Source organism: Microbispora sp. NPDC049125, assembly GCF_040802045.1.
Lineage (GTDB): Bacteria > Actinomycetota > Actinomycetes > Streptosporangiales > Streptosporangiaceae > Microbispora.
On record NZ_JBEZDW010000004.1, the window covers coordinates 161,706 to 186,118 of the forward strand.

The window sequence follows — 24,413 nt, forward strand, 5'->3', positions numbered from 1 at the left end:
TTCCAGCCGAACGGTATTCCGTGAAGGCGGTGATTGCGGCCCGGGGGACACAGACCACATCGGCCACTTGAGACTCTATCCGACTCCGGGCGCCTGCCGCTCCATCCCCCCGGGTGATGTTCGCGTCATCGCCGATCCCGCCGCCGGCGTCCGCCGGGCCGCCCCGAGTTCCGCCCGCCCGGAAAGGCCGTGGCGACCGTCGCGGCGTTCGGTGATAATCGCCGGTGCCGGCCGTACGGCCGGGGGAGCGGGGGAGGAGCGGCGGTGACGGAGATCGCCACGGAGCGGCTGGTGCTGCGGCGCTGGAGGCACGGTGACAGGCAGCCGTTCGCCGCGCTGAACGCAGACCCGGCGGTGATGGAGCACTTCCCGTCCACGCTGTCGCGAGCGGAGAGCGACGCCCTCGCCGGGCGCATCGAGGCGGCGTTCGCCGAACGCGGCTTCGGTCTGTGGGCGGTGGAGGCCGGCGGCGCCTTCATCGGTTTCACCGGACTGAACGTCCCTCGCTTCACAGCCCACTTCACGCCATGTGTGGAGATCGGCTGGCGTCTCGCGCGGCCGGCCTGGGGGCACGGCTACGCCACCGAGGCGGCGCGAGCCGCTCTGGCGTACGGATTCGGCGAGCTCGGTCTCGCGGAGATCGTCTCGTTCACCAGCGTGACCAACGTCCGCTCTCAGGCCGTCATGCGCCGCATCGGGATGACCAGGGACCCCCAGGACGACTTCGATCATCCGGCGCTGGACGAGGACAGCCCCCTGCGCCGCCATGTCCTCTACCGGATTTCGGCCCCGGCCGCCTGACCTGGCCGGGCTCCGGGTGGGACCCGCTGGGTCCCCGATGAGCTCCTGAGGACGAGGTTCGAAGGAAGCCCTTGTTCCCGGGACTCCCGGCCGTGGAGTTCCGAGAACAAGGCAAGGTCAGGGTTGGGTGTCGAGCCACTCCTGGAAGGTCGGGCCCGCAAGCTTGGCGTGCGGGCTGGGCAGGAAGGCGCCCTTGGCGGCGATCTCGGCGTCGGGCATGCCGGAGCCGTCGACGCCGACGACCTTGACGCCTCGGCGGGCGCCGAGGAGTGCGGCCGCCTCCGCGAGGATCTCCTTGCGCGGGCCGGCGATCTCGGGGATCGGCGGTCCGGGAATGCCGGGAGCGGTGGCCAGGCCGGCCAGTTCCTCGGCCACGGTACGGCAGGCCACGAGCTGGGAGGGCAGGGCCGGCATGTAGGCGACGTCTCCCTGCTGCCAGTCCAGGAGCTGGCCGACGAACTCGTGGAACTGCGCGGCCCGCAGAATGCGAACGGGGAGCGGGCCGGACAGGAGGAGTTCCTCGTGCGCCTTCTTGGCGGCGAGGAAACCGCCGGTGGCGTTGCCGACACCGATGATGGAGGCCACGGTGATCTGGGCGACCCCGGCCTTGCGGCCGTACTCGTGCAGGTTGCGGGCCGAGGTGCGGAAGAAGTCCGTCGCCGCCTCCTGCTCGGAGGCGTGCCACGAGGCGACGTCGATGACGACCTCCACTCCGGCCAGCGCCTCGGCCAAGCCTTCCCCGGTGACGATGTCCACGCCGGTGGCCCGGGACATCGGCACGACCTGGTGCCGCCGTTCGGTGAGGACGTCGACGACGTGGCGGCCCAGCCGCCCGGTCGCTCCTGCCACTGCGAACTTGCTCATGTTCCAGCCCTTCTCAGCTGTAGTTCCGGCCGGGGGGCATGCCGGGGATAGGTTTGGCGATGAGAGCGGCGGGGGTGAAGAAGCCGATGTGGGCGATCGCCATGATGAGATGCCAGAGCGCCTTGTCGTCGTAGAGCTCGGACGCCCTGCCGAGGATCTGACCGGCGCGCAGTTGCAGCAGGCTGACGGTGGCCGCGGGGATCACGCCGTTCGCGATCACTCTGTGCAGGGGCTCGGCGATCGCGGCCATCTCGGGGAGGAACGGGAGGGGGTTGGGCATGCGCGACCGGAGGTCCGCGGTCGTGGTTGTGGACATGCTCGGGCTTCCTTACTCGTCGTGTCGCGCCATGACGCGCTTCGCTTCGAGCAAGAGAACCCGGCGGCCCGCTGCCTGTGACAGCCAGGCCCATGTGACATAGACCACCGGCCGCCGGTGTCACAAAGCAGTGGGGGCCGGGATCGTATGGATATGGCACGGTCGCGAACAGGCGGGAACCAGCGATGAGCGAACGGAACGAGCGACCGGCGGGCACAGCCGGGCCCTTCGCTCGCGACAACCGCATGGACTCGGCCACCCGGGCGTTCGTCGCCCACCGCAACCTGCTGTTCACCCTCACCTACGAGATCATCGGCTCCGCCACCGACGCCGAGGACGTTCTGCAGGAGAGCTGGCTGCTGTGGGCGGGCGTCGACATCGGCACGGTGCTGGACCAGCGCGCGTACCTGATCCGGATCGCCACCAGGCAGGCACTGAAACGACTGCGCACACTGGACCGGCGCAAGGAGACCTACGTCGGGCCGTGGCTCCCCGAGCCGTTGCTGACCGCGCTCGATGTGGCCGAGGACGTCGAACTGGCTGACAGCGTCTCGATGGCGATGCTGCTGGTGCTGGAGACGCTTCAGCCGACCGAGCGGGCGGTGTTCGTGCTGCGCGAGGTGTTCGGCCTGGACTACGGCGAGATCGCCGAAGCCGTCGGCAAGAGCCCGGCCGCGGTACGCCAGATCGCCCGCCGGGCACGCTCACACGTCGCCGCGCGCCGGCCACGCGGCACCGGCTCCCCCGCCGAGCACCGGGCGGCCCTCCAGGCCTTCCAGCGAGCGGTCGAAACCGGCGACCTGCAGAGCCTGCTCGACATCCTCGCGCCGGACGTCGTCGCCCTCAGCGACGGCGGCGGAGTCAGGCACGCCCTGCCCCGGCCCGTTGTGGGAGTCGGCAACGTGGCTCGCCTGCTGGCCGTCGGCTGGTGGAAACGCGACGCGGAAAGGTCGGTCGAGCTGGTGCAGATCAACGGCGGCCCGGGGCTGCTCGTGCGAGTCGACGGGGAGATCGACGGAGTGCTGGCGGTGCGCGTGGAGAACGGCTACGTCACCGGCGCCTACCACGTGCGCAATCCCGAGAAGCTGTCGCACGTGGAGCGGGAGACCGCAGTGAGTCGCTGAGGCCGGAACGACCTGGCGCCCGCCACGCTTTTCGATGTCGTCCCGGCCGGACGGCATCGGAGACGCCGTCCTTCGCGGCCTTCAACTCGACTCCAGCTCAGGTCGGCCCGCTGGACCCGCTCGCGGCTGATGTGATTCGGTATGTCCGCATCGGACGGGGCGTACCGGAACAGATTGCCGGGGCGAAACCGCGCAGGCGGTGGACAGGACAGGTCGGGACACGGCGGCGCGTCCGGGCGCCGATGGGGGCGGGGGAGAGGCAGGGAGTGGTTACGCGATCGGGGGCGCTGTGGCGTGACCGCGACTTCGGCGTGTTCTGGGGAGCGCAGACCCTCTCGGTGGCGGGTGACTCGTTCGCGCTCATCGCCGTCCCCCTGCTCATCCTCAACGCCACGGGGTCGGTCGCGCAGATGGGCCTGCTGACGGGTGTGTCGGGCGCGGCCTCGGTGATCACCGGCGTATTCGCTGGCGTCCTCGCCGACAGGTTCGACAGGCGTGCCCTGCTCATCGTCTGCGACCTCGTCAGGGTCGTCCTGTACGCGCTGATCCCGCTCGCCTGGATCTCCGGCCCGCACATCTGGCTGCTCTACGTGGTGCTGCCGGCCGCCGAGGCGGTCGGCATGGTCTTCCAGGTGACCTACGTGACCGCGGTCCGCAACCTCGTCGGCGACGCGCACGTGACCGAGGCCAACGGCAGGCTCTACGCGACCGCCGCCGCGGCGGGGATCCTCGGCCCGATGCTGGCCGGAGTGGTGGCGGGCAGGTTCGGCCTGACCACCGCGATCGCCGTGAACGCCGTCAGCTTCGGCGTCTCCGCGATCGGCATGTGCCTGATCCGCATCACCCGGGAGGACCCCCCACCGGCCGAGGCTGCGGAGCCGCCGTGGCGCCGGCTCCTGGCCGGGGCCGTGTTCCTGTGGCGCCATCCGGTGCTGCGGGCCCTGACCGTCCTGCTGTCGTTCTTCATCTTTCTGACGCTTGGACTGACCGACGTCGTGATCTACCGGCTGAAGCACGATCTCGGCCGGCCCGACGGCGTCGTCGGCGTGGTCCTCGGCGCCGCCGCGGTCGGCACCATGATCGGGGCCCTTCTGGTGGCCCGCCTGCGCAGGATCCTCGGGTTCGGTCCCGCGTGGATCGGCGCCCAGGTCGTGGCCGGGATCGCGATCGCCTGTCTCGGGTTCGTGCGCTCCGTCTGGGGCGTGGCCGTCATCCTGGCCCTCTTCCTCGCCTGTGTGAGCGTCGGGGGGATCTGCTCGATGTCCCTGCGCCAGCAGGTGACCCCGGACCATCTGCTGGGGCGGGTCACTGCGGCGTTCTGGACCATCCACTTCTCGCTGGGGCCCCTCGGAGCGGCCGTCCTGACCTGGGGGGCGGGCCGGTTCGGCGCCACCTCGGTCTTCGCGTTCGCCGGGGGAGGGTGCCTGCTCATCGCGGTGGTCGCCCTGTTCACCCCCGTACGCCGGAGGCACCCGGAGGAGGGGACGCCGGTGGCGGACGTCGGCCTCCGCACTGACCCGGCCCCAGAGTCAGGCCACTGATCCCAGAGGCCCGGTGCTCATCGGGCCCTGTGTGAATCTACAACGTAAAGGCGCCCGCTCGCCTCGCCGAATCACCATCGCTGCGAACAATCGCAAACGAGGCAGAGCGCGACGTCGTCACCTCGGCGTTGAGAGCTCGGCCAACGCGTCGCCGAGCTCCGTACGGTGGTAGAGGACACCGCGGCCGGCACGGGTGCCGGTGACGAGACCCGCGTCGCGCAGGGCGGTGAGGTGGCCGCCCACGGTGCTCACACTCTGCGCCAGCAGGGCGGCGAGCTGAGTGGTGGTGGCGGGCGTCCGCAACTCCATGAGGACGCGGGCGCGGGTGCGGCCGATCAGCGTGCTCAGGCCGCGGGGTGCGGAGAGAGGGGCGGCGACGCCGCGGGCGGGATAGACCAGGGCGTACGGCCAGTTGCTCTCCAGGTAGGGGATCGCTTTGGCGGCGAACACGCTGGGGATGAACAACAGGCCGCGGCCGTCGAGGCGGTGTTTCTCCTCGGACGCCGACTGCGACTCGATGTGGCCGCCGTTCCAGCGCAGGTGGGGGCGCATGTCGTCGAGGGCGGCGGCCCAGCCGTACGCGGCGAGGCGCCCGGCGCGCTGCAGGATCTCGCGCTGCAGAATGGCGCGGAACCGGGGCCAGTGAGGGGCGATCACCTCCCGCCACAGGACCTCCAGGCCGTCCGCGACCATCCCGACGAGCCGGGGGTCGTCCAGGGTGGCCATGACATCCGGGGGTGGAGGCGGCAGACCGTGCAGGTTCCGGCTGATCTCCTCCCTGGCCTGGGCGAGCGGCGTGGTCCGGACCGCCGCGATCTCCTCCTCGAAGCGGGAGTTCACCCCGGTGGGCGGCGGCGCCACCCAGTCGGCGTTGTAGCCGCCCCTCCGCATCAGCGCCACCAGCGCACGCAGCCCCGGCTCCTTCAGCTCGCCGTACGGCTCGCGCATCCGGTCGGCCCAGGAGCGCCAGTACCCCGCCTCGGCCTTGCCCGCGAGCACCCAGAGCGCGTGCAGGGTCTCGACCAGCGGGGAGATGGCGAACCTGCTGGCCATCACGTCCTGCGAGGTGACCTCGATCCGGATCATGCCAGCCTCAACCTTTCGGATATTTCCGGAAGCTTAGCTTTGCGAATGGGCATCGGACGAGCATCGCGGCATGGAAGACGTTCAGGAGGTGCCGAAGGCCACCTACCGCGCGGTGTTCGCGGTCAGGGGCGTGCCCGTGCTGTTCGGGGGATTCGCGCTGCTGATCACGGGCGACTCGATCAAGATGCTCGCGCTGTCCGTGCTGATCTACGCGCGCACCGGCTCGCCGGGGCTGTCGGCCGCCGCCTACATGGCGGGGTTCCTGCCCCATCTGGCCGGTGCCACGTTCCTGCTGTCGCTCGCCGACCGGCTGCCACCTCGGGCCTTGATGATCGCGGGGGAGCTGGTGCGGGCCGCGCTGTGCCTGGTGCTGGCCTTCGCCGGGTTGCCGGTCTGGGCCATGCTCGCGCTTGTGCTGGCCACGGGGTTGCTGACGCCCGTCTTCGGGGGGGCTCGCAGCGCTCTGCTGCCGGACCTGCTGCGCGGGGACGCGTTCGTGCTCGGCCGGTCGGTGATGACCGTGATCTCGGCAGGGGCGCAGATCGGCGGGCTCGCGCTGGGTGGCGCGATGCTCGCCGTGGCGGGGGTGGAGAACGCGCTCGTCCTCGCCGCCGTTCTGGCGGTGGCGGGTGCGGTCGCGCTGCGGGTCTGGCTGCCGTCCGTGCCCGCGAGGGGAGCAGGGCCGGCCCGCCGGGACGGGGCGGTGCGGGAGACGCTGCGGGTCAACCGCGAGCTGCTCGGGGACGGGCGGGTGCGCGGGCTGCTGCTGGCCATGTGGCTGCCGGTGGCGTGCCTGGGAGGTGCGGAGGCGACGCTCGTGCCGTACATGGAGGGCCGTGGGACGGCGGGAGTGGCGCTGGCCGCCGCGGCCGCCGGGATGGCGGCGGGCAGCTTCGTGGTCGGCAGGCTTCCGCCGCCGGTGCGGGAGAGGCTGGTCCTGCCGCTGGCGTGTCTCATCGGTGCTCCGCTGCTCGCGTTCGCGTGGAGCCCCGGCACATGGGTGGCGGCGGCGCTGGTCACGGTGGCGACCATGGGGATGTCCTACGAGCTGGGGCTGCAGCGGCCGTTTCTGGAAGCCGTGCCGCGGCGGAGCCGGGGGCAGGCGTTCGGGCTGTTGTCGTCGGGCCTGGCGACCGGTCAGGCCGCGGGGGCCGCGGTGACCGGGGCCGCAGCCGAGCTGCTGACGCCGCACCTGGCCATCGCGGCGGCCGGGGGGTGCGCGACGGCGGCCGCGGCGGGAGCCCTGTGGAGTCTCCGGCGCCGGGGCGGCGCGGGCGTGGCCGCCGCTGGAGGGGCGGCCGCCGAACTGCGGGCCTGACTCGGGGGCTGAGGAACAGCGGCGCCTGATCGCGCGCCGAGCCATCTCAGGGCGGGCCTGCGCTGTCCACCAGGCTTCCTTGGGAGCAGCCGGCGTCAGACATAGTGGCTGCGGGCTGTCAACCCTGACGATCGTCCAAGCCCGGCCCTGCCTTTCGGCCCAGGTCTCCGGCTGCTGTCGTTCCTATGGTCAGGGACCATGAGAACTGACTCTTGGCATGATTTCGGCCGTCGGCTGCTGGGCTCGACTGTGTCGCTGGGCGTGGGGGCGGGAGTCGTCGCCTGGCTTTCTCCGGGCGGGTTGGGCGATGCCGGTCCGGTGAAGGTGGTGGGCGGCGCTTCGGCATCCGTGTACCGTTCGGTGACCGTGGCGGTGGCCGACGCGCCGTCATGGGTGGCCACGGCTCTGAAGACCGCCACGGAGGGCATCCTCGTGCTCCTCGGGCTGCTGCTTGTCCTGGTCTGGTGGATCGCCGTTCGCCGCAGGGACGCCCGCGGTGCCGCCGCAACCGTCATGATCGGTGTCGGTACCGTCGCCGCCTATGCGATCAGTGAGACGTTGAAGCTGGTGGTGGACGAGGAGCGGCCATGTCGAGTGGTGCGGGGCGCGGGGGCGGCGATCGCGGAATGTCCTCCGGTGGGGGACTGGTCGTTTCCGAGCAACCACGCCGTTCTGGCCGCCGGTCTCGCGGTCGGGCTGGCCGTGCTGCGTCCTCGCCTCGCCGCGGTGATTCTGCCGCTGGCAGGGGCGGCGGCGCTGCTGAGGGTGATGGTGGGGGTTCACTACCCGCACGACGTGCTCGCGGGCGCGATCCTCGCTGCCACCGTGGTGGTGGCGGTGCTGCTGACGTTCACGCCGTCGGCGGCGCGGCTGGTGTCACCGCTGCTCGGGCGCCTGAGCGGGGACGATTCCGGCCTCGTGGGCCATCACGGCCGCCGCCGCCCGGTTGTCGACGGCCAGGCGGGCCAGGATTGAGCTGACATGGGCCTTGACCGTCCCCTCCACCACGTGCAGCCGGCGGGCGATCTGACCGTTGGACAGCCCGCCGCCGAGGAAGGCCAGTACTTCGCGTTCCCTGGCGGTGAGCGCGTCGATCCGCTCGCGGGCGGCGCCGCGCCGTGCGGCCAGGGTTCCCGCGCTGCTCGCCGCGAGATGGGCGACTACCCGGGCGGCGACTTTCGGCGACAGATAAGCCGCGCCGTCGGCCACCGCGCGGACTTCCGCGATCAGTTCCTCGGGCTCACCGGACTTGATCAGGAACCCCGCGGCTCCGCCGCCGAGTGCCTGAAGGATGTAGTCGTCCTCGCCGAACGTCGTCAGGATGACGACACCGGTGGCCAGGACCGTCCTGCGGATCTCCGCGGCGGCTTCGATGCCGGTGACCTTCGGCATACGGATGTCGAGCACGGCCACCCGGGGGCGGTGGCGCTGGACCAGTGCGACCGCCTCGTGGCCGTCGGCGGCCTCAGCGACGACGGTGATGTCCGGGTCGGTGGACAGAACGGCCCGCACGCCCGCGCGGATCATCGGCTCGTCGTCGGCGATCAGTACGCGGATCATCGGACACTCACCCGGCGAGTACGTCCGTGGACACCAGCCTGCCCGCTCGGAAGCACAGGCGGTAGGTGTCTCCAGACCGGTCGTCGAAAGGATCGGCTGTCATCGCGTAGTACTCGCACGTCATGCCCTGTTCTTCTGCTTCGGCGGCCCCTGGCCGATGGGCCGTCTGCTGATCCGGCAGATACCGCTCCATCTCGGAGCGAGCCTGCCCGATCCGCAGGTCAGCGTAGTTCTCCGGAGTCAGCACCGACTGCGACGCCGTCAGCATCTGCCGCCCTCTCAGGACACCGCCGAGCAGTGCGCCCGTCAGCAGGGGCAGCATGAACGCGGTGGCCAGGGTGCGGCCGAGCCTGCGGCGGGCGCGCCGGTGCTCGTGCGGCACGGCACCGCCCGAGGCGGGCGACACGAGACCGGAAGGGTGCGGAGATTGCGCCGCGGAGGTGTGTGGAAGCCGGGCCAGGAGGGTGAAGCCACCGCCTGAGGGACCGTACGTGAGGGAGCCTCCGGCCAGCCGGACGCGTTCGTCCAGGCCGATGAGGCCGCGGCCTCCGCCCCGGGCCGGGAGACCGACGGCGTCCGCGGGGCCGTTCTCCACCAGGATCTCGGTCTCCGTGGCCATGTGCCGCACCCGGACGGCCGCCGCCCCACCGGGCGCGTGTTTGGCGACGTTGGTCAGCGCCTCCTGCACGACGCGGTGCGCGGCCCGTTCCGCTACCGGCGGCAGATCGCCCTTCTCACCCTCGACGCACAGCGTGACCGCGAGTCCGGACGCGGACGCCTTGTCGACCAGGTCTGCGATGTCGGCCCCGTCCGGCTGCGCCGGCGCCCCGTCCGTCTCCTCTCGCAGAATGCCGATCACCTCACCGAGGCGCTCCACGGCGTCGGCGGCCCTCGCCCTGATGTCCGCCGCGTAGGCCAGGTGCGCCTCCGGCAGATCGGGCGCGAGCTTCAGGGCGGCGGCCGACAGGGCGATCAGGCTGAGGTCGTGGCCCAGGACGTCGTGCATGTCCTGGGCGATACGGGTCCGCTCACGCAGCCGGGCCTGCTCGGCGACGAGCCGTTGCTCACGTTCCAGATGCTCGGCCCGTTCCCAGCCGGCCCGGACGAGTTCCCGATACTGCCGCCAGAACCGGCCCGCGAACCAGGGCAGCATCGCGGCTCCCACCACCAACGCCACGAAGAGGCCACCCAGCTCGATCCAAGAGGGGACCACCGAGACCGCCACCACGGTGATCGCGAGCACCGCGACCAGCACGAGCGCCGCCGGCCGGGCCTGACCAGATCGCGACCCCGCCAGGAACGCGGCGGTCGCGGTCGGCACAGCCCACCACAGGCTGATGACACTCAGACCGGCCGTCACCGTGGCCGCCGCGCTCAACGGGAGCGCCACTCCGGGTGGCCACCATCGCCCAGCGTTCCCGGTTCTCTGCGCGGTCGTCGCTCTTCGCACAACCAGGACGATACGCAGAGCCGTGGGACACCGGCACTGCCGAAAGTCCAATACGCAGCTGTGCCGGGCGGGCAGCGCGCTTCCAGGGAACCGAAGCGGCCGGGCAGAACCAGGCGCATGCCCCCAGCGAGGTCGCGGGCGTCTCGCTGCACCCTAGCGCCGGGCGCCGCGGTTGAAGGTGGACCTGGCCCACAGATAGCCGGCCAGGCTGAGACCCACACACCAGGCCAGTGCCATGATCGCGCTGTTGCCGATCGGCGTGCCCATGAGCAGGCCGCGCAACGTCTCGATGATCGGTGTGAACGGCTGGTACTCGGCGAACCAGCGCAACCCGGCGGGCATGGAGTCGGTCGGGACGATGGCGCTGCCGAGGAACGGGAGGAACGTCAGCGGCAGGGGGATGTTGCTGGCGGTCTCGGGGGTCCTGGCCACCAGGCCGATCCCGGCCGACAGCCAGGTGAGCGCCAGGATGAGCAGGGTGAGCACGCCCGCGACCGCGAGCCATTCGACGGGGGTGGCGGTGGGCCGGAACCCCACGAGCAGCGCGATGCCGGTGACCAGGGCCGTGCTGACCAGCGTCTGGATCACGCTGCCGACGACATGCCCGGTGAGAAACGACGCGCGGGAGATGGCCATCGTCCGGAACCTGTTGACGATGCCCTCGGTCATGTCGACACAGACGCCGACCGCCGTGACCAGCGCTCCGGATGTCGCCCCCATCAGGATGATCCCGGGGGCGAGGTAGTCGATGTAGCTGGAGCCTCCGGTGGACGTGCCACCGATGCCGGCGCCGAGGGCCCGCCCGAAGACGTAGTTGAACAGGAGAAGTATCAGGACGGGGGTCGCGAGGACCGAGATCGTCATGCCGGGGTAGCGCTGCGCGTGCTTCAGGTTGCGCCGCAGCATGGTCGCCGAATCTCTGACGGCATAGGCCATGGTGGTCATCGCGCGTTCTCCTTGGGCTGGGGGTGGCCGGTGAGGGTGAGGAAGACGTCGTCGAGGTCGGGGGTGTGCACCGTGAGCGCCTCGGCCTCGATGGACGCGTCGTCCAGGACGTCGAGGACGGCCCGCAGGTCGGAGATGCTGCCGTCGCCGGGGATGTGCAGGGTGAGCGCCTCGCTGTCGCGTGTCGCGGAGCCGAAGAGAGCGGCGGCCGATTCGAGCCCGCCCGCATCGGGGAACCGCAGGCGGATGTGGGAGCCGGGGATGCGGCGCTTCAGCTCCTCCGGCGTTCCTTCGGCGATCAGCTTCCCGTGGTCCAGGAGGGCGACACGGTCCGCGAGCTGGTCGGCCTCGTCCAGGTACTGCGTCGTCAGGAAGATCGTGACCCCGTCGTCGGCGACCAGACCCTGGATGATCTCCCACATGATGCGGCGGCTGCGCGGGTCGAGCCCGGTGGTCGGCTCGTCGAGGAAGATCACGCGCGGGTCGCCGACCAGGGTCATCGCGAGGTCGAGCTTGCGCCGCATGCCGCCGGAGAATGTGGTGACCGTCTTCGCGGCGACCTCGGCGAGGTCGAAGCGGCGCAGCAGCGCGGCGGCGCGCCGCCGGCCTTCGCGGCGGCCCAGGTGGTGCAGGTCGGCCATGAGGATCAGGTTCTCCTCGGCGGTGAGCAGGTTGTCCACCGCGGAGAACTGGCCGGTGACGCCGATCGCGGCGCGTACGGCGTCGGGATCGCGGGCCACGTCGTGGCCCGCGACACGTGCCTCGCCGGAGTCGGCCGGGATGAGCGTGGAGAGGATCTGCACGGTGGTGGTCTTGCCCGCGCCGTTGGGCCCGAGCATGGCGAAGACCGTGCCCTGGGGGATGCGCAGGTCGATGCCGTCGAGCACGACCTTGTCGCCGTAGGACTTGGACAGCCCGGAGGCTGTGATCGCCGGTGCCGGACCGGTCGCTGAGGACACGCTCATGGCGCTCTTCTCTCTCGTGTGCCGTGGATGGTCAGGAGCGGCGGATCACGATGTCGCCGACCGAGGTGCGGGCGCGCACCTCGACCGTCTCGCCGGAGGTTCCGGGGCCTTCGGACGGGGTGAGATCGTTGCGCACGGTGCCGACGCGGGTGTTCACGTCGAGCCAGGCGGCGGTGGACCGCCGGATGCCGACCTCGACACTGCCGGCGGCCGTCTGGAGGACGATCTCGCCGCGCGCCACCTCGTCGATCCGGATGCCGCCGTTGGCCGCCTTGACGTCGACTCCGGCGTTGGCGACACCGACGGAGACGTGACCGTTGGAGGAGCGCACCCGCAGGTCGCCGATGATCTCCTCGATCCTGACGTCGCCGTTGGAATTCTTGATCGTCGCCGTCCCGGCGACCGTGCCGACGTCGACCCGGCCGGCGCCCGTGATCTCGGCGCCCCCGGCCACGCGGTCCACCCGGATGTCACCGTGATCGGTCTTCGCCTCCACGGTCGCCGCCTCGCCGACGTCGATGTCGCCGAGTGAGGTCTTGAGCCTGCAGTCCCCGAGACGGCCCGTACAGGTGAAGTCCGCCAAGGGGGACGTGGCCCGGACGTCCGAGCCGGCCGGCAGCTCGATGCTCACGTCGACGGAGCCGCTCCTGCCGAACAGGGAGCGGTTCCTGGGCCCCTTGACCAGCAGCGTGGCGTCCGAGTAGGTGACCTTGGTCTGCTGCGCGGCCCGTACGTCGGCGTCGTCGCCGCCGTCGGCCGGCGTGACCTCGACCACCGTGCCGGCGCGGTCGCCGGCCGTGATCCGCGCGGACCCGACGTCGAATTCGAGGATGACGGTGATCGGTCCGGGAGTGTCGAAAACAGGCATGGCTGTGCCGTCCTCATGGCTGTGATGGCTGTTCCCGCCGGTGGGGCGGGTGAAGGGGAAGTGGTGCTCTGTCCGGGCCGGGTTAGCGGACCCAGCCTGTGTAACCCTGCTGGCCCCCATGGCGGCGGCGGCCGGTCGGGCGGCCGCGCTCGCCGGAGTCGAGGGCGGCGGCGACGGCCCGGACCAGCCAGGCGTTGACGGACAGGCCCTCCTGTCCCGCGGCCTCCTCGGCCCGGGTCTTGAGATGAGCCGGAAGCCGGAGGTTGATCCGGGCCGCCCCGCTCTCGTCGCCCTCCGGCGGGACGTAGGGCGTGGGCGGGCTCTCCCGCTCCGCGGCTTCCTCGTACGTCTCGTGAGCCGGCGTCGGCGTCACCACGAACTCGGGATCGAGTCCGCGCAGCCGTACGTGGACCGACCCCGGAGCGAGCTCGCGGGTGACCTCGTCCATGGCGGCGGACAACGCGTTCAGCAGGATGAGCCGGGTGGCGGACTCCAAGGGTGAGGTGAGCCGCTCGGCCAGGGCCCGGGCTTCGTCGCCGCCCGCGTCGGCGGCGGCCGCGAGCTCGTGCCGGAGAGTGTCGACATACGGCGTGAGTTGCATGATGCCATCATGGCACACATATGGCACCACATCAACGCCTCGATGGCGTCATCCGTGCGTCCTTGGGTGAGGATCGCCGGAAACGGCGGCGTGGAGGAGCGGTGAGGGGCGCCGGTGGGCGCGTGGTGGACGACGCGCAGGGGGTGTCATGATTCAGGCACCCCCGACTAAGGAGCGCGGCAGTGTCAACTGGCGAGACGATGCGGGCGGCGCCCCCGAGACGATCGGGACGGCCGCTGGTGTTCGGCCTGACGATCATCGCCGTCCTGGCGCTGCTGTTCGGAGTGCCGTGGTGGACGCTGGTCGGCGCGGACGCCCGGTGGCCGGCCCTCGTGGTGATCGCCGGCACGATACTTTTCGCCGGCGCGCTCGTCGCGTTCCCCGCACTCATGTACATGGGACACGGACGCCGCCACCGGGACTGGGCGGCACGCGCCGGCGACACGATCCTCGGTGTGATCTGGGTGATGTTCGCCTGGGCGGTGCTCGGCAACGTGCTGCGGCTCGCCCTCGCGGTCGCCGGTGTCGCCGACCCCGGCCGGTCCCGGATCGTCGCCGCCGCGACGGCGGCCGTGTCGCTCCTGCTGGTTCTCTGGGGGTACGCCGAGGCGATGCGCGTGCCCCGGATCAAGCGGGTGGACGTCACGATTCCCCGGTTGGGGGCCGGCCTCGACGGCGTCCGGGTCGTCCTGCTGACCGACACGCACTACGGCCCGATCAACCGGGCCCGCTGGTCGGCCGGGGTCGTCGCGGCCGTCAACGATCTGGACGCCGACATCGTGTGCCATACGGGCGACATCGCCGACGGCACGGTGGCCGAGCGGCGGGAGCAGGCCGCGCCGCTCGGAGACGTCCGCGCCCGGCTCGCCAGGACGTATGTGACGGGGAACCACGAGTACTTCGGCGAGGCCGAGGGGTGGCTCGACCACATGCGCGAGCTCGGCTGGGAGCCCTTGCACAACCGGCACATCGTCGTGGAGCGCGGCGGCTCCCGTCTCGTCGTGGCCGGCGTGGACGACGCCACCGCCGCGTCCTCCGGGCGGCCCGGTCACCACGCCGACCACGCCGCCGCCCTCGCGGACGCCGACCCCGGCCTGCCCGTGCTGCTGCTCGCACACCAGCCGAAGCAGATCGGCGCGGCCGTCGAGCACGGCGTCGACCTGCAGATCTCCGGGCACACCCATGGTGGCCAGATCTGGCCGTTCCACTTCCTCGTACGCCTCGACCAGCCCGTGGTCCACGGCCTCAGCCGGCACGGCGGCCGGACCCAGCTCTACACGAGCCGGGGCACCGGGTTCTGGGGACCGCCGCTGAGGGTCTTCGCGCCGAGCGAGATCACCGTGCTCACACTGCGCTCGGCGTAAGCCCACCGGGGGTCGGGCGGCCGTCCACGCGCCGGCCGATCACTGCGAGGTGAAGCCGGCGATCGCCCGGGCGAAGCTCTCGGGCTCCTCGATGTGGCCGAAGTGGCCGCTGTCCTCCAGGACGACCAGCTCGGAGCCGGGGATCAGCTTGTTGAGCTCGCGTGCCCAGCGCACCCCGCAGATGACGTCGTGACGGCCGACGATCACCAGCGCCGGAACGGTGATCGAGCCCAGCAGGCCGCGGTCGTCGATGACATCGGGGACGAGGTTCTCGTCGAAGCCGGAGATGTGTGAGCCGGTAACCGTGGCCCGCATGGGTGCGAACTCCTCCTCGCGACCCCAGTAGTCGGCGAAGTAGGCGGGGAGCAGACCGCGGATCGCGGCGGTGAACTCCTCGTCGTCCGAGATGGCGGAGGTGGACTGCAAGGCGTTGAGGACCTCCGGGAGCCCGGGGTTGGCGGCGTTCTTCCGGGCGAACTCCTCCACGTTGCGCATGGCCTCGGTGATGTGCTCCTGCCCGGTGACCGGCGCGCTCTCGTACAGGATGATCCCGGCGAGACGGGCCTCGTGCCGCAGAGCGTAGTGCTGCGCCACGAAGCCGCCGTGCGAGTGGCCGAGGAGGTACACCTTCGGGAGCGCGAGGTGGTCGATCACGCGGTCGAGAGCCCGCGTGTAGAGGTCACGCGTGTAACCGTGGGGATGCGTCTCCAGGCGGCCCGATCCCCCTGTGCCGAGGGGCTCGACGTACACCATGGTCAGATGCCGCTCGACCGCCGGCATCCGCATGTACTCCCAGAAGACCCCGGGACCGCCGGGGTGCGCCAGGCACACCGGTCCGGTGCCGTGGACGTGGTAGCGCTGGGCGACTCCGTCCACGTCGATGACGTGGGTGCCGGGCGACAGAGGGTTCGTGGCAGAGGTGCTCATGAGATCTCCGGTCATGGTGGTGCTGCGAACACCGGCATGACGCGGAGGCGGCGGGGAAGTTCGATCCCGCCTCTGTGATGGTGGTCACAGAGGCGTCAGGCGTCGCGGGAAGGCGGCGGGTGGTAGAGCCGCAGCCTGCGGACCCGGCCCTCGTCCAGGGACATGACCCAGGTCACGCCAGGCGGGCAGTGCTCCGGGTCGTCCGCCGGGTTGACGATGTCCATCTCCCAGATCGTGAGGTCACTGCCGGCGACCGCGTGGACGAGGCGCTGGCGGACCCCTGCCTCCAGGTCGCACTCCATTCCCCTGAGGAGGAAGTCGCGGCCGCCTACGCGGGACCGCCCGTCGAGCAGCTCGGCATCAGGAGACCACCGTTCGGCCAGGACGTCGCCGAACCGGCCCCGCTCGGCGGCCTCCAGGGTCTCGATGCCTTCCCTGCGGCGCGCCGCGGCCAGCGCGGCGGCGTCGCCGTGCGCCGATTCGGCGGTCGCCAGCAGGGCCTCGGACAACTTGGCCCTCGCCTGGCTGAGCCTGCTCCGGACCGTGCCGACCGGCACGCCGCACACCGCCGCCATCTGCTCGTAGGTCGTGATGCCGCTGAAGTGCCGCAGCATCAGCACCATGCGGAGCGAGGGAGACAGCTCCTCGATGGCGTGCCAGATCCAGTCCCGCAGCGCGTGTCTGTCCAGCACCTGCTCGGGGGTCGCGTTCGCCGAGGGCAGCGCCAGGTCGTGGACGGATTGCGCCTCATTGGTTCTCCGCAGCCGCGACCGGCACGCGTTGCGGACGATCATCCGCAGCCACGGTCCCACCGCGGCGGGGTCGCGGACGTCGCCGATCCGCTGGAGCGCGGTCAACGCCGCGTCCTGTACGGCGTCGTCGGCGTCCGGCCCCGGCCCCAGGATGCTCAGCGCCACGGCGCGCATGCCCGCCTGGTGCCGCTCCAGCAGAAGCCCCAGCGCCGCGACGTCCCCTGACTGGGCGCCGCGTGTGAGCTCCACATCCGGGATCTCGGTGGGGGTCATGCCGGGCACCCTTTCGCTCTTGCCGCCCGTGCGTTCGCCTGTCCGTCACGGCCGATCCGGGAACCAGGCCGTGCTCCCCGGCGGATCGGCCGGCGTCCCCGGGCACACCGTCGTGACGTACGAAGACGGAAGCCTTCACGCATCACCCGAGGTTAACGGCCCCGCGGACCGGCGTGACCGGCCCGGAGCCGACCCGGTCGCTGCACGCCGCGCGGTCACAAACCGGGCAGCGAACGGTCTGGGAACCGGTCAGCCGAAGAGCCGACACTCGGCAGCCGGGGCCGCGGCGGCGAACACGGCCGCCGGCGGTGCCGTCTCCGTGCGACCGAGGAAGGCTGATTGATCGTGACTGAACGCGTGCGCGTGGCTGTGCTGGCGGGTGGGCCGTCCGCCGAGCACGAGGTGTCGCTGCAGTCGGCGCATGCCGTGCTGAACGCTCTGCCCAGGGATCTGTACGAGCCCGTCGCCGTCATCATCGACCGGCAGGGCAGGTGGCCGGTGGAGCTGGGACACGACCTGGCGGACGTGGTCTTCCCCGTGCTGCACGGACCGTTCGGCGAGGACGGCGTCGTCCAGGGTCACCTGGAGACGCTGGGCATCCCGTACGTGGGCTGCGGCGTCATGGCCTCCGCCGTGGCCATGGACAAGGTCGCGATGCGGCGCATGTTCCTGGCGGAGGACATACCGGTCACCCCGCATGTGTGGTTTACCGAGCGCGAATGGCGCACCACCACCGACGACTGGGGTCTGGTGAAGTCGCTCGACTGGCCGATGTACGTCAAACCGGCCAACATGGGCTCCTCCATCGGCATCTCACGTGTCACCTCCATGGAGGAGCTGCGCGCGGGCGTGGACCTGGCGCTGGCCTACGACCGGGTGGTCGTCGTCGAGCAGGGCGTCACCGCGCGCGAGGTCATCTGCGGCGTGCTCGGCGGCTATGACACTCCGGACGCCTCGGTGCCCGGCGAGCTCATCGTGCCCGGCGACTGGCTCGACTACGAGGCCAAGTACCTCAGCCCGGCCGAGATCGCCGTCATCCCGGCCGTGCTGCCGGAACGGGTGGCCGAGGACGTGCGCGAGCTGGCCCTGCGCGCCTTCCGGGCGATCGGTGGCTACGGCCTGTCCCGTGTCGACTTCCTCTACGAGGAGGACACGGGACGCATGTACGTACTGGAGATCAACACCATGCCGGGCTTCACCTCCCGTTCCGTCTACGCCAGGGCCTGGGCCGCGAGCGGCGTCCCGTACCCCGACCTGCTGCGCCGCCTCATCGACCTCGCGTTCGCCAGGAGCGGCTCATGATCCCCATGACGCTGAGCGAGATCGCGCGGGTCGTCGGAGCGAGCCTGCATGACGTGGGCGACCCGCGGGCGCTGGTGACGGCGCCCTCGGCGGTCGACTCCCGCGAGGTGGTGCCCGGCGGCCTGTTCGCCGCGACGGCCGGCGCCCGCGTCGACGGTCACGACTACGCGGCCGGCGCCGTCGCGGCCGGCGCCGTCGCCGTGCTGGCCTCACGGCCCGTCGGCGTGCCCGCTCTCGTGGTCGAGGACGTCCAGCTCGCGATCGGCCTGCTGGCCAGGCACCTGCTCGAAGACATCAGCCCGGTCGTGATCGGCCTGACCGGCTCCGTGGGCAAGACCACGACCAAGGACCTGCTGGCCCAGGTGCTCGAACGGCACGCCGCGACGGTCGCCACCGACAGGTCGTTCAACAACGAGCTCGGGCTGCCGCTCACCGTGCTGCGTGCCGACGCCGCCACCCGATATCTCGTGCTGGAAATGGGCGCGGGCCGCAAGGGCGACCTGACGTACCTGACCGGGATCGCACCGCCCCAGGTCGGGCTGGTGCTCAATGTCGGCACCGCGCATGTGGAGCGCATGGGGACCGGGCCGGCCGACGTGGCCCAGGCCAAAGGAGAGCTGGTCGAGGCGCTTCCGGCGGACGGGTTCGCGCTGCTCAACGCCGACGACCCGTACGTCAGGGGCATGGCCGGCCGTACCAGGGCTCAGATCCTGTTGTACGGCGGGTCGGCGGAGGCGCAGGTGCGCGCCGAAGATGTGCGGATGACCGACCGCGCACGAGCCGCGTTCGAGTTGGTGACGCCCTCGGGCCGCGCCCCGGTCGAGCTCGACCTCATCGGCGAGCACCAGGTGAGCAACGCCCTTGCCGCCGCCGCCGTCGCCACCGCACTCGGCCTGGGCGTCACCGAGATCGCCGATGGGCTGAATGCCGCACGGCGGCGCTCCGCGGGCCGGATGGAGATCGTCGATCGACCTGACGGCGTCACCGTCGTCGACGACGCCTACAACGCCAGCCCCGAATCCATGCGGGCCGGGCTGCGGGCGGTGAAGGCCCTCGCCGGCACCCGTCGCACCGTCGCCGTGCTCGGCGCGATGGGGCAGCAGGGGGACGCCTCCCGCGCCCGGCACGCGGAGATGGGCCGGCTCGTCGCCGACCTCCGCTTCGACGTGCTGATCGCGGTCGGAGCAGGGGATCCGCTCGCGATGGCGGAGGCGGCGCGGTCTTCGAACCAGGGCGTGGCCGTCCACACCGCCGAGGACGTGGCCGGGGCCCTCAGGCTGGCCACCGTGCTGGTCGGACCGGGAGACGTGGTGTTCGTCAAGGCCTCCAGCGAGATAGGGCTCGGCGCCTGCGCCCGTGCGCTGGCCGGCGCCCAGGTCCGGCCGGGCGCGCCGTCCAGCTGATCACCGCCTACGGCCACGGAACCTTGGCCGCCATTCCCAGGCGAGGTCCGGCACCACTCCGCCTGCTACTCGGGATCGCCGGCGATGCCGGTGAGCCGGCAGAGTGCGGTGAAGCCGTCCTGACTTCCGGGCCAGTGCCGGCGGACGGCATCCACACCGGCGCGGCGGACCACGCCGCGCAGGACGAAGGTGACGATGATCGCGTCGTCGGCGTAGCCGAGAACGGGGATGAAGTCGGGGATCAGGTCGATGGGCAGTGCCAGGTAGGCCAGAAGCAGGCCGAGCCGTACGCGGACGCCGGTCGGTAGTGTGCGGTCGGCGGTCAGGCGGCGCAGCAGGCGCAGCAGGTCGGGCAGGATGCGTAGCGCCTCGGTGAGCAAGGAGCCCTTCGGCCGGATCAGGGCCAGGGCGGCGACCAACAGTGTCCAGGTGGCCGCGACCGCGATCAGGATGCCGATGAGGATGCCCCATCCCATGTCGAGCTCCTCTATTCGGGGTCGGGGTGCGAGGGCAGGCCGGCGCGTGGCCGGGGGGTGGCCGGGGCGAAGGCGGTGTCGGCGGCCAGAGCGATCCGCTCGAAGGCGGCCAGGGCCTGGCGGCAGCCGTCCACCGCGGCACGGGCCGCGGCGCCGCCCGGAGCGTCGAAGTAGTCGCGATCGGCGATTGACTTCAGCCAGCGTTCGAAGCGCTCCAGGTCGGCCTCGGACTCCTCGACCTCGGCATACGTGGCGCGGCCCCTCGCGGTCTCGCTGTCGAGCTCGGCCAGGAACTGAGGGACGCGATCGAGGACTTCGGCGTATTCGGCGTCGCGGCCGGCCTGCTGCTCGGCCACCAGAGCGGCGATCTCGTCAGGATCGGTCAGCTGCAGGTGCAGGGCGCGAGCCTGGCCGCCCTGGGTGCGGACGCGCGCGATGAGCCGCGTCAGCGCTTTGGCGACGGCCGGCCGGTCAGGTAGCAGGCAGATCGACTGCTGGATGTAGATCGCGCCGAGCTTGCGTAGCTGCCGCCAGACATGCACGCGAAGCGAGGCCTCCGCGCCGGTGGAGATGCTTACCAGCACCCAGGCGCGATGCTCATCCGCAGCCTCCATGTTACGAACGTAACATACAGCGGTTACGCTCCTCACCCGGGACGCGGCCAACGCTGCCCCCCGCGCGCGGGCGGCGTCGCTGACCCGCATCGAGCGGGAGCGGACCCTGCTGCTGGGCCGCGCCGCCGCCTGCGATCAGCAGGTGCGAACGGACCGTCAACCTGGACGAGGCATCGACCCCGCGCCGTATGCGACCTGATCGAGCCGGCCCAGAATACGGACGGCTGGACAGCTTTCGGTCTGCAGAATGAGCAGGCGCTCCGCCTAGCCTGCCCGAACAAGCCGGCGAAACGGAGCTTCATGCGCACTATCGGTCTCATCGGCGGACTGAGCTGGGAATCGACGGTGATCTACTACCAGATCATCAACCAGCGGGTACGCGAGCGACTCGGCGGCAGCCATTCCGCCGACAGCCTCATCTGGTCGGTCGACTACACGACCGTCGAGGACCTGATCTTCGACGGCCGCTGGGACGAGGTGAGTGCCCTGCTGACGAGCGCGGGCGGGAAACTGGAGGAGCTCGGCGCCGACCTCCTGCTCATCTGCAGCAACACCTTCAGCCGGGTGAGCGACGACGTGGAGCGGGCCGTGAGCGTGCCCGTGCTGCACATCGCCGACGCCGTGGGCGCCGAGGTCCGCGCAAGGGGCATGCGCAAGGTCGGTCTGCTGGGCACTCGCTTCACCATGGAGCAGCCCTTCTACCGGGATCGGCTGGCCGCCCACGGCTTCGACGTGGTCGTCCCGCGGCGTGAGCAGCGGGAGTTGGTCCATCGCGTGATCTTCGACGAACTGGTGCGCGGGGTGCTCCGCGAATCGTCCAGGGACGCGTACGCCCGGATCATCGAGGATCTCGCAGACGACGGCGCCGAAGGCGTCATCCTCGGCTGCACCGAGATCGAGCTGCTGATCGGTGAGAAGGACGGCGCCATCCCCGTGCTGCCGAGCGCTCGACTGCACGCGGAGGCGGCGGCCGGCTTCGCGCTCGCCGGCTGACAGCTCCTGTTCGTCCACGGCGGCACGACGTGGCGGCTCAGGGGAATCGGTACGCCGTCGCGTCGGTGCCGTACAGCTCCCGGTGCCACAGGTCGGCGCAGACACGTTCGATTCCGGACGTCAGATGGCGGCGGTAGGTGGTGAAGGGGAGGCCGAGTCGTTCCGCGGCCAGCTCCTGTGTGGGCGTGCCGCGGAGGAACGTGACGGACAGCGCCCGATGGAGCTTTACCGAGCGCGGATCCTCCCGCAGGTCGTCGATCGCCTGGCGTAGCAGGTCGCCCAGCGCCGTGGCCGGGTTCCGCCCGGCCCGCTCGGCGATCAGCCTGGTGCGCGTCAGCGGGGAGGCGGCCAGCGCGTCCAGCCGCGACAACCGGCGCAGCGCCTTGCGAACCGCCTCGGCGAACTCCGCCTGGGACAGCACCGCCAGGGTCGCCGTCGCGGCACCCGGGTCACCGGCGGGCCCGGCGACGAGCAGCCGGCTCATCCGCTCCAGCCACGCCCGCGCCGGCACCGCGCGCCAGTCATGAACGAACAGGCTGCACGCGGCATCTTCCTGCCGTGACTGCCCGGAGATGTCACGCATCCCGCAACGCCGCCTTAAATGCTCCAGCCACGGTCCGTTCGGATGCGGTATCTGGATGAATGACCATGCCATCCGCTCGGCCCGCAGGCAGTTGCCGATCACTCGCCACTGGATCAGATCCGTCACCGGCGAGTTCCCGCGATACGGCGGCAGCGCCCACAGCCGGCTGACCGCCAGATGTTCACCGGCGCGCAACGGCGTGGTGGCACGCGCATGCGCCCACGCCGTGGCCACGACGGGATCGGCCGTCAGCTCCTCCTCATCGAGCTCCGCCAGCCGCAACCACGCGGAGAAGGCCACGGGCTCGCCGGTTTCCGTCCGTCGATACAGCCGGAACGCCTCCGGCCGACGTTCGGCCCAGAAGGCGGCGCGGCCCGCGGACGCCGCACCCTCCGCCGCCGTCGCCACCCGGAGCAACGTGGCGAGGTCACCCTCTCGCAACACCTCTTCCTGGAAGCCGCCCTCGTCGTGGCGGCCGTGGAAACCGGCCGGCGCCCCGCTGCCGCGATGCAGGTAGAGCAGTGCCGCCACCGCTCCGGGCACGTCCACATCGCTCGCCGTGCGCACCCTCTCCGCCAGATGCGCATGAATGCGGTCGTGCATCACCGCGTACGCCTCGGGATCCCGCCACCGCAGGTCCGCCTCCAGCAACTCCCGCACCACGTCATGCGGAAACAGCCCGAGACTGCTCGACTCCACGAACGGCAACCGCCGCAGCCATCGGAACAACGTCCCGGCGTCCTCCGGAAGGGCCGCCCGCAGCAGGTCCTCCGTCGTCACGTACCCATGCGCGCAGATCTCCAGAGCGTGCCGATGCGCCGCCGAAGGCGGCTCGCCGACCAGCTGATCCAGCAACGCGGCGACCACGTCCTGATCCGGCGTCCACCGGCCGCCGGCCCCGCCGTCCTTCACCGCCGCGGCCGCTCCCGTCACCAGGGCCAGCGGGTGGCCACCGGCGAAGGCCAGCAGCGGCGCGCGCAGATCGGCCGGCACCCCGGAGGAGTCCATCAGGGCCTGCGCATCTCCGGCCCGCAGGCCGCGCAGCGGCAGCGTCTCCAGCGCCCCCGCCCATCCCGGATCCGCCTGCCACCGCATATCCGGCGGATTCCGCCCCGCGATCACCACCAGCGCCCCCACGGGCACTCGCGGCAGGAACCGCTCCCGCAGCCATCCCTCCAGGCCGTGAACTCGTTCGACGTCGTCGATCAGCAGCACCGCGTCCGCGTCGAGCAGCGGCGGTCCGGCCTCGGACGCCGCCGGCTCCATCATGCGCCCGTCCATCATGGACACCGGCCGCCCCGCCACCGTGGCCTCGTGGGCGAACCGCCGCAACAAGGCCGACTTCCCGATGCCGCCGGGGCCGTGCACGTACAGAACGGTGCAGCCGCCGCCGTACAACGCCGCGTTGAAAGCCGCGAGCTCTTCCTCCCGCCCCACGAACGCCGTGTCGCGCGCGGCTTGCAGGCGCCATCCCAGCAATCCGGACCTGTCGTCACTCCCCGATGACATCCCTAACCCCTCTCCGACTCGCTGAGGTGGGCCACGCCGGGGTGGGGTCGTCGTCGTGGCGGCGTGCCGCCCCTGTCCGGGCGGTGCTCGAAGTGCCACCACTCGTTGTCGTAGATGCGGTAGAGGTCGTAGCGGGCGCCGTGTTCCTCCAGCCAGCGCGCTCCTTCGTGCGGGCGCACGTCCAGGGCGACACCCTTGACGTGGGAGGATTCCGCAGGTGGCAGCACGAGCATGCGTGCCAAGGCCGGGGAGCCGGAGCGGCGCACCTCCTCGTCGAACATCCGTTGCTGGACATGGGGATCGCGGTATCCCGAGGTGAGGCCGATGAGCTGGCCGTGATGCCAGAACGCCTCGGTGCGCGCCGCGGTGAACGCCGCCATGGCGCCGTCGGTGAGCCCGGTGAGGTCCTCGGCGGGGAACCGCACCCCCAAGGCCCACCGGCAGGCCAGTTCGCGGGCACGGCCGGGACGGCGGACGAACGCCGCGGGCAGCAGGAGCACGGCGAGCACCAGCGTGACCGCGGCGAACAGCCGGTCACGGGGCCGGAGGGGGATCGTTCGTGGCTCGTTCATGACGAACTACGATCGGTACGGAATGTGCGCGCGTTGTCCGCCGCATGTCACCGTTCGTCGACGGCGGCGACCGGCGGGACGTCGGCGCGACCGTGACACAACGATGACATGGCGCGGACGAGGCGGAGACACGGCCGGCGGACAGTGGATGGGTTGACCGGCGGACGAGCCGCGGGCGGGTTACGGGGGCGTGCGGTGAAACTCGG

General features: G+C 71.4%; 24 protein-coding genes. 9 read left to right on the forward strand and 15 right to left on the reverse strand.

Features of this window, described 5'->3' with window-relative positions:
• Positions 1-264 precede the first annotated feature (264 nt).
• Complete coding sequence (locus AB0B72_RS06590) at positions 265-801, forward strand: GNAT family N-acetyltransferase (RefSeq protein ID WP_367737340.1); 537 nt, start codon at positions 265-267, stop codon at positions 799-801.
• A 117-nt stretch (positions 802-918) separates the two neighbouring features.
• On the opposite strand, the gene AB0B72_RS06595 is transcribed toward AB0B72_RS06590, so the two are convergent.
• Together AB0B72_RS06595 and AB0B72_RS06600 are read right to left on the reverse strand one after the other, a co-directional pair.
• Entirely contained in the window at positions 919-1,665 is a 747-nt protein-coding gene (locus tag AB0B72_RS06595) for an SDR family oxidoreductase (protein ID WP_367737341.1), read from the reverse strand.
• Between the two features lie 13 nt (positions 1,666-1,678).
• Entirely contained in the window at positions 1,679-1,981 is a 303-nt protein-coding gene (locus AB0B72_RS06600) for a hypothetical protein (RefSeq protein ID WP_367737342.1), read from the reverse strand.
• Positions 1,982-2,166: 185 nt separating this feature from the next.
• On the opposite strand from AB0B72_RS06600, the gene AB0B72_RS06605 reads away from it, so the two are divergent.
• Both AB0B72_RS06605 and AB0B72_RS06610 read left to right on the forward strand, forming a co-directional pair.
• On the forward strand, positions 2,167-3,105 hold the full coding sequence (locus tag AB0B72_RS06605; protein ID WP_367737343.1) for an RNA polymerase sigma-70 factor: 939 nt from the start codon (positions 2,167-2,169) through the stop codon (positions 3,103-3,105).
• A 266-nt stretch (positions 3,106-3,371) separates the two neighbouring features.
• Positions 3,372-4,646, forward strand: a complete 1,275-nt coding sequence (locus AB0B72_RS06610; RefSeq protein WP_367737344.1) for an MFS transporter — start codon at positions 3,372-3,374, stop codon at positions 4,644-4,646.
• Positions 4,647-4,763: 117 nt separating this feature from the next.
• On the opposite strand, the gene AB0B72_RS06615 is transcribed toward AB0B72_RS06610, so the two are convergent.
• Positions 4,764-5,732: an ArsR/SmtB family transcription factor gene (locus AB0B72_RS06615; protein ID WP_367737345.1), complete on the reverse strand. Its 969-nt coding sequence runs from the start codon at positions 5,730-5,732 to the stop codon at positions 4,764-4,766.
• Between the two features lie 70 nt (positions 5,733-5,802).
• Between AB0B72_RS06615 and AB0B72_RS06620 the strand changes: the two genes are divergently transcribed.
• Positions 5,803-7,050, forward strand: coding sequence for an MFS transporter (locus AB0B72_RS06620; RefSeq protein ID WP_367737346.1), 1,248 nt, complete (start codon positions 5,803-5,805; stop codon positions 7,048-7,050).
• 198 nt (positions 7,051-7,248) lie between these two features.
• Entirely contained in the window at positions 7,249-8,025 is a 777-nt protein-coding gene (locus AB0B72_RS06625; protein WP_367737347.1) for a phosphatase PAP2 family protein, read from the forward strand.
• On the opposite strand, the gene AB0B72_RS06630 is transcribed toward AB0B72_RS06625, so the two are convergent.
• The 6 genes from AB0B72_RS06630 to AB0B72_RS06655 all read right to left on the reverse strand — a co-directional run bounded on the left by AB0B72_RS06630 (position 7,927) and on the right by AB0B72_RS06655 (position 13,439).
• Positions 7,927-8,610, reverse strand: a complete 684-nt coding sequence (locus tag AB0B72_RS06630) for a response regulator (RefSeq protein WP_367737348.1) — start codon at positions 8,608-8,610, stop codon at positions 7,927-7,929. The two genes, AB0B72_RS06625 and AB0B72_RS06630, sit on opposite strands and share 99 nt — an antisense overlap.
• A 7-nt stretch (positions 8,611-8,617) precedes the next feature.
• Positions 8,618-10,000: a sensor histidine kinase gene (locus AB0B72_RS06635; RefSeq protein WP_367737349.1), complete on the reverse strand. Its 1,383-nt coding sequence runs from the start codon at positions 9,998-10,000 to the stop codon at positions 8,618-8,620.
• 213 nt (positions 10,001-10,213) lie between these two features.
• The gene (locus AB0B72_RS06640) at positions 10,214-11,005 is read right to left on the reverse strand and encodes an ABC transporter permease (protein ID WP_367737350.1); all 792 of its coding nucleotides are present in this window, start codon (positions 11,003-11,005) and stop codon (positions 10,214-10,216) included.
• Positions 11,002-11,970 (reverse strand): ATP-binding cassette domain-containing protein, encoded by a 969-nt coding sequence (locus tag AB0B72_RS06645; RefSeq protein WP_367737352.1) that lies wholly within the window; start codon positions 11,968-11,970, stop codon positions 11,002-11,004. Before AB0B72_RS06645 ends, AB0B72_RS06640 begins: the two co-directional genes overlap by 4 nt.
• Positions 11,971-12,001: 31 nt before the next feature.
• The gene (locus AB0B72_RS06650) at positions 12,002-12,838 is read right to left on the reverse strand and encodes a DUF4097 domain-containing protein (protein ID WP_367737353.1); all 837 of its coding nucleotides are present in this window, start codon (positions 12,836-12,838) and stop codon (positions 12,002-12,004) included.
• Between the two features lie 82 nt (positions 12,839-12,920).
• A complete protein-coding gene (locus tag AB0B72_RS06655) occupies positions 12,921-13,439 on the reverse strand; it encodes a toxin-antitoxin system HicB family antitoxin (protein ID WP_367737355.1) in 519 nt (172 codons plus the stop codon).
• A 182-nt stretch (positions 13,440-13,621) separates the two neighbouring features.
• On the opposite strand from AB0B72_RS06655, the gene AB0B72_RS06660 reads away from it, so the two are divergent.
• Positions 13,622-14,803 carry a metallophosphoesterase gene (locus tag AB0B72_RS06660; RefSeq protein ID WP_367737356.1) on the forward strand — a complete coding sequence of 394 codons (1,182 nt, stop codon included), beginning with the start codon at positions 13,622-13,624 and terminating at the stop codon, positions 14,801-14,803.
• A gap of 39 nt (positions 14,804-14,842) precedes the next feature.
• Here AB0B72_RS06660 and AB0B72_RS06665 read toward each other — a convergent pair whose 3' ends face one another.
• The gene (locus tag AB0B72_RS06665; protein ID WP_367737357.1) at positions 14,843-15,730 is read right to left on the reverse strand and encodes an alpha/beta fold hydrolase; all 888 of its coding nucleotides are present in this window, start codon (positions 15,728-15,730) and stop codon (positions 14,843-14,845) included.
• A 95-nt stretch (positions 15,731-15,825) separates the two neighbouring features.
• A complete protein-coding gene (locus AB0B72_RS06670) occupies positions 15,826-16,755 on the reverse strand; it encodes an RNA polymerase sigma factor (RefSeq protein ID WP_367737358.1) in 930 nt (309 codons plus the stop codon).
• A 345-nt stretch (positions 16,756-17,100) separates the two neighbouring features.
• Between AB0B72_RS06670 and AB0B72_RS06675 the strand changes: the two genes are divergently transcribed.
• Both AB0B72_RS06675 and murF read left to right on the forward strand, forming a co-directional pair.
• On the forward strand, positions 17,101-18,057 hold the full coding sequence (locus AB0B72_RS06675; RefSeq protein WP_367737359.1) for a D-alanine--D-alanine ligase family protein: 957 nt from the start codon (positions 17,101-17,103) through the stop codon (positions 18,055-18,057).
• Entirely contained in the window at positions 18,054-19,460 is a 1,407-nt protein-coding gene (murF, locus tag AB0B72_RS06680) for a UDP-N-acetylmuramoyl-tripeptide--D-alanyl-D-alanine ligase (RefSeq protein WP_367737362.1), read from the forward strand. The genes AB0B72_RS06675 and murF overlap by 4 nt, the downstream gene beginning before the upstream one ends.
• A 65-nt stretch (positions 19,461-19,525) precedes the next feature.
• On the opposite strand, the gene AB0B72_RS06685 is transcribed toward murF, so the two are convergent.
• Together AB0B72_RS06685 and AB0B72_RS06690 are read right to left on the reverse strand one after the other, a co-directional pair.
• A complete protein-coding gene (locus AB0B72_RS06685; RefSeq protein ID WP_367737364.1) occupies positions 19,526-19,936 on the reverse strand; it encodes a YkvA family protein in 411 nt (136 codons plus the stop codon).
• Between the two features lie 11 nt (positions 19,937-19,947).
• The gene (locus AB0B72_RS06690) at positions 19,948-20,550 is read right to left on the reverse strand and encodes a Chromate resistance protein ChrB (protein ID WP_367737365.1); all 603 of its coding nucleotides are present in this window, start codon (positions 20,548-20,550) and stop codon (positions 19,948-19,950) included.
• A gap of 300 nt (positions 20,551-20,850) precedes the next feature.
• On the opposite strand from AB0B72_RS06690, the gene AB0B72_RS06695 reads away from it, so the two are divergent.
• On the forward strand, positions 20,851-21,543 hold the full coding sequence (locus AB0B72_RS06695; RefSeq protein ID WP_367737366.1) for an aspartate/glutamate racemase family protein: 693 nt from the start codon (positions 20,851-20,853) through the stop codon (positions 21,541-21,543).
• A 37-nt stretch (positions 21,544-21,580) separates the two neighbouring features.
• On the opposite strand, the gene AB0B72_RS06700 is transcribed toward AB0B72_RS06695, so the two are convergent.
• Together AB0B72_RS06700 and vanY-N are read right to left on the reverse strand one after the other, a co-directional pair.
• Complete coding sequence (locus tag AB0B72_RS06700; protein WP_367737367.1) at positions 21,581-23,635, reverse strand: ATP-binding protein; 2,055 nt, start codon at positions 23,633-23,635, stop codon at positions 21,581-21,583.
• Positions 23,636-23,637: 2 nt separating this feature from the next.
• Complete coding sequence (gene vanY-N, locus AB0B72_RS06705; protein ID WP_367737368.1) at positions 23,638-24,207, reverse strand: D,D-peptidase/D,D-carboxypeptidase VanY-N; 570 nt, start codon at positions 24,205-24,207, stop codon at positions 23,638-23,640.
• Positions 24,208-24,413 lie beyond the last annotated feature (206 nt).